General features: G+C 71.7%; 8 protein-coding genes. 6 read left to right on the top strand and 2 right to left on the bottom strand.

The window, feature by feature from the left end; all coding sequences use genetic code 11:
• The first annotated feature begins 418 nt into the window (after positions 1 to 418).
• From ACFT32_RS40530 to ACFT32_RS40505, 6 genes are all read left to right on the top strand, one after another.
• Positions 419 to 1,174, top strand: a complete 756-nt coding sequence (locus tag ACFT32_RS40530) for a metallophosphoesterase (RefSeq protein ID WP_382499197.1) — start codon at positions 419 to 421, stop codon at positions 1,172 to 1,174.
• Between the two features lie 111 nt (positions 1,175 to 1,285).
• Positions 1,286 to 1,723 carry an SRPBCC family protein gene (locus ACFT32_RS40525; RefSeq protein ID WP_184596455.1) on the top strand — a complete coding sequence of 146 codons (438 nt, stop codon included), beginning with the start codon at positions 1,286 to 1,288 and terminating at the stop codon, positions 1,721 to 1,723.
• 90 nt (positions 1,724 to 1,813) lie between these two features.
• Positions 1,814 to 2,983 (top strand): ArsA family ATPase, encoded by a 1,170-nt coding sequence (locus tag ACFT32_RS40520; protein ID WP_382499173.1) that lies wholly within the window; start codon positions 1,814 to 1,816, stop codon positions 2,981 to 2,983.
• A 57-nt stretch (positions 2,984 to 3,040) separates the two neighbouring features.
• Positions 3,041 to 3,541 carry a DUF5304 domain-containing protein gene (locus ACFT32_RS40515; protein ID WP_382499171.1) on the top strand — a complete coding sequence of 167 codons (501 nt, stop codon included), beginning with the start codon at positions 3,041 to 3,043 and terminating at the stop codon, positions 3,539 to 3,541.
• A 71-nt stretch (positions 3,542 to 3,612) separates the two neighbouring features.
• Complete coding sequence (locus ACFT32_RS40510) at positions 3,613 to 4,566, top strand: ROK family glucokinase (RefSeq protein WP_215121994.1); 954 nt, start codon at positions 3,613 to 3,615, stop codon at positions 4,564 to 4,566.
• A gap of 107 nt (positions 4,567 to 4,673) precedes the next feature.
• Positions 4,674 to 5,420, top strand: coding sequence for an endonuclease/exonuclease/phosphatase family protein (locus ACFT32_RS40505; RefSeq protein WP_382499169.1), 747 nt, complete (start codon positions 4,674 to 4,676; stop codon positions 5,418 to 5,420).
• Here the strand turns inward: ACFT32_RS40505 and ACFT32_RS40500 are convergent.
• Both ACFT32_RS40500 and ACFT32_RS40495 read right to left on the bottom strand, forming a co-directional pair.
• A complete protein-coding gene (locus tag ACFT32_RS40500; RefSeq protein ID WP_382499167.1) occupies positions 5,417 to 6,064 on the bottom strand; it encodes a hypothetical protein in 648 nt (215 codons plus the stop codon). The two genes, ACFT32_RS40505 and ACFT32_RS40500, sit on opposite strands and share 4 nt — an antisense overlap.
• A complete protein-coding gene (locus ACFT32_RS40495; protein WP_382499166.1) occupies positions 6,057 to 6,854 on the bottom strand; it encodes an alpha/beta hydrolase in 798 nt (265 codons plus the stop codon). Before ACFT32_RS40495 ends, ACFT32_RS40500 begins: the two co-directional genes overlap by 8 nt.
• Positions 6,855 to 7,027: the final 173 nt, after the last annotated feature.

Genomic DNA, 7,027 nt, shown 5'->3' with positions numbered 1-7,027 from the left:
CGGCGTTTCTGCGGACGATGTCGGTGAGATTTCCGTCCGCAGGGACCTCGTACAAAGCCGGAAGGCTGAACTCGCGCAAGACTGCTGCTCCTCATAGGGCGCCGGCGCCACGACGTTGTGTGCTGCGACGGTGCGGTCCAAGGCTCGGGCAGGTACTCAGGCATTCACTTGTTGAAATGCAGAGCACAACTGGACGGCCCGGACGTTACCCGCCGGTATGGCTTCTGCGACAGGGGGTCCTGTCGAGATGTTCGCTGCGTCACACACTTGGGTATTCCTTCGCGCACAGTAGTCCACGCACTAACTGACTGGCCAGTAACCGCAGGTAGGGCCGCCACTGTTCACAAGGACAGCGCTCGGCCTACCCTTGATCGCCATGGCACCCACACCAGCCGGAAACCACAGGACACGCGTGCACGTGGTGAGCGACGTGCACGGCAACGCCCGTGACCTGGCCCGGGCCGGCGAGGGCGCCGACGCCCTGATCTGCCTGGGCGACCTCGTCCTCTTCCTCGACTACGCCGACCACTCGCGCGGCATCTTCCCCGACCTGTTCGGCGTCGAGAACGCCCACCGCCTCGTGGCGCTGCGCACCGCCCGCCGTTTCGAGGAGGCGCGGGAGCTCGGGGCCCGGCTGTGGGCCGGGGTCGGCGCCGACCGCGCCTCGGTGATCGAAAAGGCGGTGCGCAAGCAGTACGCCGAGATGTTCGCCGCGTTCCCCTCTCCTACGTACGCGACCTACGGCAACGTCGACATGCCGCCGCTGTGGCAGGAGTACGCCGGGCCCGGCACGACCGTCCTCGACGGCGAGCGCGTCGAGATCGGCGGCCGGGTCTTCGGCTTCGTGGGCGGCGGCCTGCGCACGCCGATGCGGACGCCGTACGAGATCAGCGACGAGGAGTACGCGGCGAAGATCGAGGCCGTGGGCGAGGTCGACGTGCTCTGCACCCACATCCCGCCCGAGGTTCCCGAGCTGGTCTACGACACCGTCGCCCGCCGCTTCGAGCGGGGCAGCCGCGCCCTGCTGGACGCCATCCACCGCACCCGGCCCCGATACGCCCTGTTCGGGCACGTGCACCAGCCGCTCACCCGACGGATGCGGATCGGGGCCACCGAGTGCGTGAACGTGGGGCACTTCGCGGCGACCGGGACGCCCTGGGCGCTGGAATGGTGAGGACGTCCCAGGTCGGGTGAGATCGGCGGGGCCCGTGCGCGGTAGCCTTCACGCTGCACACACGTGCGCACGACGACGTCTTACCGGCCCGTATCTGGAGGAGCCACGGCGATGGCGGAACACACCAGCTCGAGCATCACCATCGAGGCAGCCCCGGCCGACGTCATGGCGGTCATCTCCGACTTCGCCCGCTACCCGGACTGGACCGGCGAGGTGAAGGAGGCGGAGGTCCTCAAGACCGACGAGCAGGGCCGCGCCGAGCAGGTCCGCCTCGTCATGGACGCGGGTGCGATCAAGGACGACCAGGTTCTCGGGTACACCTGGACCGGCGAGAACGAGGTGTCCTGGACGCTGGTGAAGTCCCAGATGCTGCGGTCTCTGGACGGCTCGTACATCCTCAAGCCGGCCGGGGCGGGGGGTACGGAGGTCACGTATGTGCTGACCGTGGACGTCAAGATCCCGATGCTGGGGATGATCAAGCGGAAGGCCGAGAAGGTCATCATCGACCGGGCGTTGGCCGGGCTGAAGAAGCGGGTCGAGTCGGCCTGATCGCGGTCGTCGGCCGGGTGCGGGTGCGTTCTGGCTGATCGCGCAGTTCCCCGCGCCCCTTGAGGGGCGACTCGGTTACCGTTCCTTCCCATGCGCACCATCCTGATCATGGGCCCCGGCGGTAGCGGGCGTACCACGCTCGCCGCTGCCACCGCGGTCACCGCCGCCCGCGAGGGCACCCGCACCCTCGTCCTCAGTGCCGACCGCACCGACACCCTCGGTGCCGCGCTGGGGGTCGGCACGGGCCCGGCTCCGGTCGAAGCCGCACCGTGTCTCACCGCCTGGCGGCCCGACCCCGCTCAGGACTTCCGCAAGGACCTCACCGCCCTTCAGGACCGTGCCTCCTCCGCCCTGGATCTCCTCGGCGCCTCCCGGCTGGATCCCGAGGAACTCACGCCGCTGCCCGGTGCGGAGGAACTCGCCCTGCTGCGCGCCCTGCGCGACGCCGCGCTGTCGGAGTCGTACGACCTCCTCGTCGTCGACCTGCCGCCGACGCCGCAGGCCCTCGCCCTCCTCGCCCTGCCCGAGGAACTGCGCCGCTATCTGCGCCGTCTGCTGCCGCCCGAACGGCAGGCCGCCCGGGCCCTGCGGCCCGTCCTGGGACGGCTCGCCGGCGTTCCGATGCCCGCCGAGTGGCTGTACGAGACGGCCGGGCGCTGGGATCTGGAGCTGGCCGCCGTGGAGGCGATCGTCGCCGACCGCGACACCGTCGTACGGCTGGTCGCCGAGCCCGGCCCGGCCGGTGCCGACGCCGTCCGCACCGCCGGCCTCGGACTCGCCCTGCGCGGCCTGCGCACCGACGTCGTGGTCGCCAACCGCGTCCTGCCCGAGGCGTCCCCGGACACCTGGCTCGCCGGCCCCGTCGCCCAGCAGCGCAAGACGCTGGAGGAGTGGCGGGAGGCGCACGACCTGCGCACCGTCGCCCACCTAGGACGCGACCCGCGCGGCACCGACGACCTCACCGCCCTCGCGGTGCCCGGCGCCGAGCACACCGGCTCCCCGGTCGACTGGCCCGTGACCGACCGGCTCGGCGAGGACGGTGTGCTCGTCTGGCACATCCCGCTGCCCGGCGCCATACGCGAGGAACTCGACCTCGTCCGGCGGGGCGACGAACTGGTCGTCACCGCGGGGCGGTTCCGCCGTATCGTCCCGCTGCCCTCCGCGCTGCGCCGCTGCACCGTCGACGGGGCCGCCCTGCGCGAGGGCGAGCTGCGCATCCGTTTCGCACCCGACCCGAAACTGTGGCCGCAGGCCCGGTGAGCGCGGTACGCCCGTTCGGGTAACGTCGTAGAGACGAACCGTAGTCAGGAGTCCGTCATGAGCGAAGAGCTCCCCCCGTCCGACGCCGCCCGCGAAGAGGCCGTGGACGAGGTACGGGCGACCGACGCCGACGCCTGGGCGACCGCGTGCGCCGAGGACCTCGAGGCGGAGAAGGCCCGCCGCCGTGCTCAGTACGGCCCGCCCGCGGGTTCCGCGGCCGAGGAACTGAAGAAGCTCGTCGACGCCGTCGCGGACAAGCTGTCCGGCCTCGAGTCCCCGCTGTTCGGCGCGGTCGCCGGGCCCGCCGCCCAGCAGGTCGTCCGGCAGGTCGTCCAGCAGGCCAAGGACGCCGTGGAACCCGTCATCGAGCGCAATCCGGACGTCTTCGACCACCTCGCGGCGGCGGGGAACGAACTCCTCGCCGCCTACCGCTCCGCCGTCCAGGCCCAGGAGGGGCGCTGGACCGGCCGGGACGACGACACCGACCCCCGTGACCTGGACGAACGCCGCGACCGTGGCGACGACGACGGCCCCGGGGAACGCATCGACCTGGACTGAGCCCCCGGCCGAGCCCCCGGCCTCTCGGGTACCGTTGGCCGTAGCGGGGCTCGACCGAAACTGAGGGATTCATGGGACTCACCATCGGCGTCGACATCGGCGGCACGAAGATCGCGGCCGGCGTGGTCGATGAGGAAGGCAACATCCTCTCGACCCACAAGGTGCCGACCCCGGGCACGGCCGAGGGCATCGTGGACGCCATCGCCTCGGCGGTGGAAGGCGCCCGAGTCGGGCACGACATCGTCGGCGTGGGCATCGGCGCCGCCGGTTATGTGAACCGGCAGCGCTCCGAGGTCTACTTCGCGCCCAACATCCACTGGCGCAACGAGCCGCTCAAGGAGAAGGTCGAGGCCCGCGTGGGCCTTCCGGTGGTCGTCGAGAACGACGCCAACGCCGCGGCGTGGGGCGAGTACAAGTTCGGCGGGGGCAAGGGCCACCGCAACGTCATCTGCATCACCCTGGGCACTGGCCTCGGCGGCGGCATCATCATCGGCAACAAGCTGCGCCGCGGCCACTTCGGCGTGGCCGCCGAGTTCGGCCACATCCGCATGGTGCCGGACGGCCTGCTGTGCGGCTGCGGCTCGCAGGGCTGCTGGGAGCAGTACGCCTCGGGACGCGCGCTCGTCAGGTACGCCAAGCAGCGCGCCAACGCCACCCCGGAGAACGCCGAGATCCTGCTCGGCCTCGGCAACGGCACGCCCGAGGGCATCGAGGGCAAGCACATCTCCATGGCCGCCCGCCAGGGCGACCGTGTGGCCGTCGACTCCTACCGCGAGCTGGCCCGCTGGGTCGGCGCGGGCCTCGCCGACCTGGCCTCCCTCTTCGACCCCTCCGCGTTCATCGTGGGCGGCGGCCTCTCCGACGAGGGCGAACTGGTCCTCGGCCCGATCCGCAAGTCCTACAAGCGCTGGCTGGTCGGCGGCAACTGGCGCCCGGTGGCGGAGGTGAGGGCCGCCGAACTGGGCAACAAGGCAGGCCTGGTGGGGGCAGCGGACCTGGCGAGGGAACCCGACCCGATCATGTAACGCCCTTTCTTTGTCTTGGGGGCGCGGGGAACTGCGCGATCAGCCACATACGACCGGCACGCGCGCACAATCCTCGCGCCCCGAGCCATTGGGCGTAAATTGCTCACATGCCCCTGCTCCCCAACTCCCGTACCGAACCCGACGGTTCCGCGGTCATCAGGGTCCTCACCTACAACATCCGCTCGATGCGCGACGACACCGCCGCCCTGGCCCGTGTCATCAGGGCGTGCGAACCCGACCTGGTCCTGGTCCAGGAAGCCCCCCGCTTCTTCCGCTGGCGCAAGAAACTCGCCCGCCTGGCCCGCGCGGCCGACCTGGTGATCGTCACCGGCGGCGCCACCACCACCGGACCGGCGATCCTCAGTTCGCTCCGGGCGGGGGTGGAACGCACCGAGGACATCCTCCTGCCCCCCACCCCCGGCCTGCACCGCCGCGGCTTCGCCACCGCCGTCGTCCGGTTCGCCGGCACCCGGCTCGGCGTCCTGAGCTGCCATCTGTCGCTGCAGAAGGACGAGCGCTACGAGCAGGGCGGCATGCTCCTCGACCGGCTCGCCGGGATGGGCGTGGAGCACGCGATCGCCGGCGGCGACCTGAACGAGCGCCCGGACGGCCGCACCTTCCGCCGGCTGACCGACGGTCTCACCGACTGCTGGGCCGCCGCGCCCTGGGGCGGCGAGCACACCTGGACCCCCGCCGACCCCTACCAGCGCATCGACGCGATCTTCGCGACCAAGGGCATCGAGGTGCTGGGCTGCGGCGTGCCGTCCGGTCACCCCGGGGTGACCGGGACAGACCTGAGGGCGGCCACGGACCACCTCCCGGTCCTGGCCGCCCTCAAGGTGCCGGCCGGTTAGACGACCGCCCCGCGCCCCGGATCCTCGTCGTCCTCGTCGTCCGTCCGCATCCGCATCACCAGCGTCGCGAACCCGCCCAGGAACCCGCCGATCCCCGCCGTGGCCAGCCACCACTCCATCTCCCAGCCGAGCACCACGGCCAGCAGAAGCAGCACCGGACCGCCGAGCACGCCCAGCCAGGCGAACTTCGCGGTGACGTCGGCCGCGGGCAGCGGGGGCGGCTCCGGCGGCACGAAGTGGCCCTCGTCGTCCTCGTCGAAGTCGTCCTCGGCGGGCTCGGGCGCGGAGTAGTCACGCGGGCCGACGCCGGGTGCGAAGGAGACGGAGCCGCCCAGCGGCGTGGCCGGGGTGGCCGGGGTGGCCGGCTTGACCGGCTTGTCCCCGGGCCCCTTGGCCTCAGGTCCCTCGGGCTCGGCGGGCTTCGCCGCCTCCCCGGGGGCCCCGGCCGTGTCCACCAGGTCGTCGTTGGTCGGAGTCTCCAGCAGGGCCAGGTCCTCGATCGACTTGAAGGGCTTGGCGCCCGGCGGGTCCGGCGGCTCCTCGCCGTACGCGGCGACGATCGCGGCCCAGGCGGCCTCCTCGTCGAACGGGACGCCCTGCTCGTCCGGCTCACGGTCCTCGCGGTCCGAGTCGTGCTCAGCCACCTGCGGTCGTCCCTTCCTTGCCGAGACCGGGTTCCTTGCCGAGGCCGGACGCGAGCCGGCCGATGAACTCGACGCTCTCCTCGAAGATCCGGTCCGCGTCATGGTCCAACGTGGCGACGTGGTAGCTCTGTTCCAGGATGACCTCTTTCACATCCGTCGAGGAGATGCGGCTGAGGATGCGGGCGGAGTCGGCGGGCGGCACCACATGGTCCTGCGGGCTGCGCAGCAGCAGCACCGGCTGCGTGACCTGCGGCAGCTCGCCGTCGGCGATCCGGAAGAACTGGCGCAGGGAGTGCGCCGCGTGCAGCGGGACCCGGTCGTAGCCGAGCTCCCGGCTGTCCGGCTTGGCGATGTCGCTGGCGATGCCCTTCGTCGCGGGGACGAGGTGGCGGACCACCGGGAGCGCGTGCGCCGCCAGGCCGTGCACCTTGTTCGCGGGGTTGACGACCACCACGCCGCTGACGGCGTCGCCGTGCTTCGCGGCCAGCCGCAGGGCCAGGGCGCCGCCCATGGACAGACCGGCCACGAACACCTGCTCACGGCGCTCGCACAGGAGGCGCAGCTCGCGGTCCACCTCCGCGTACCAGTCCTGCCAGCCGGTGATCCGCAGGTCCTCCCAGCGGGTGCCGTGCCCGGGCAGCAGCGGCAGGGAGACGGTGAGGCCGCGCTCGGCGAGATGCTCCGCCCAGGGGCGCAGCGACTGCGGTGATCCGGTGAAACCGTGGCAGAGGAGGACGGCGACCTCCCCGCCCTCGTGGCGAAACGGCTCGGCTCCGGAAAGGACCGGCACCTTCGGCCTCCTGGTCGTGAGAAGGGACTGACACGATCACGGAATGTCACGGAACGTCATGGAGGGGGTCGCACGTCGTTCGCGGGACCTTCACCGTACGCGACCGCACTGACACCGACCAGGGCCGTCGGAGCCTTTGACAGCGCTCCGGGTTAAGGTCTGACCGACACATA

It is taken from the genome of Streptomyces sp. NPDC057002 (assembly GCF_042673825.1).
In the GTDB taxonomy this organism is placed as follows: Bacteria; Actinomycetota; Actinomycetes; order Streptomycetales; family Streptomycetaceae; genus Streptomyces.
Note: the sequence above shows the minus strand (reverse complement) of the source record. Positions and strands in the feature narration are given on the sequence as shown.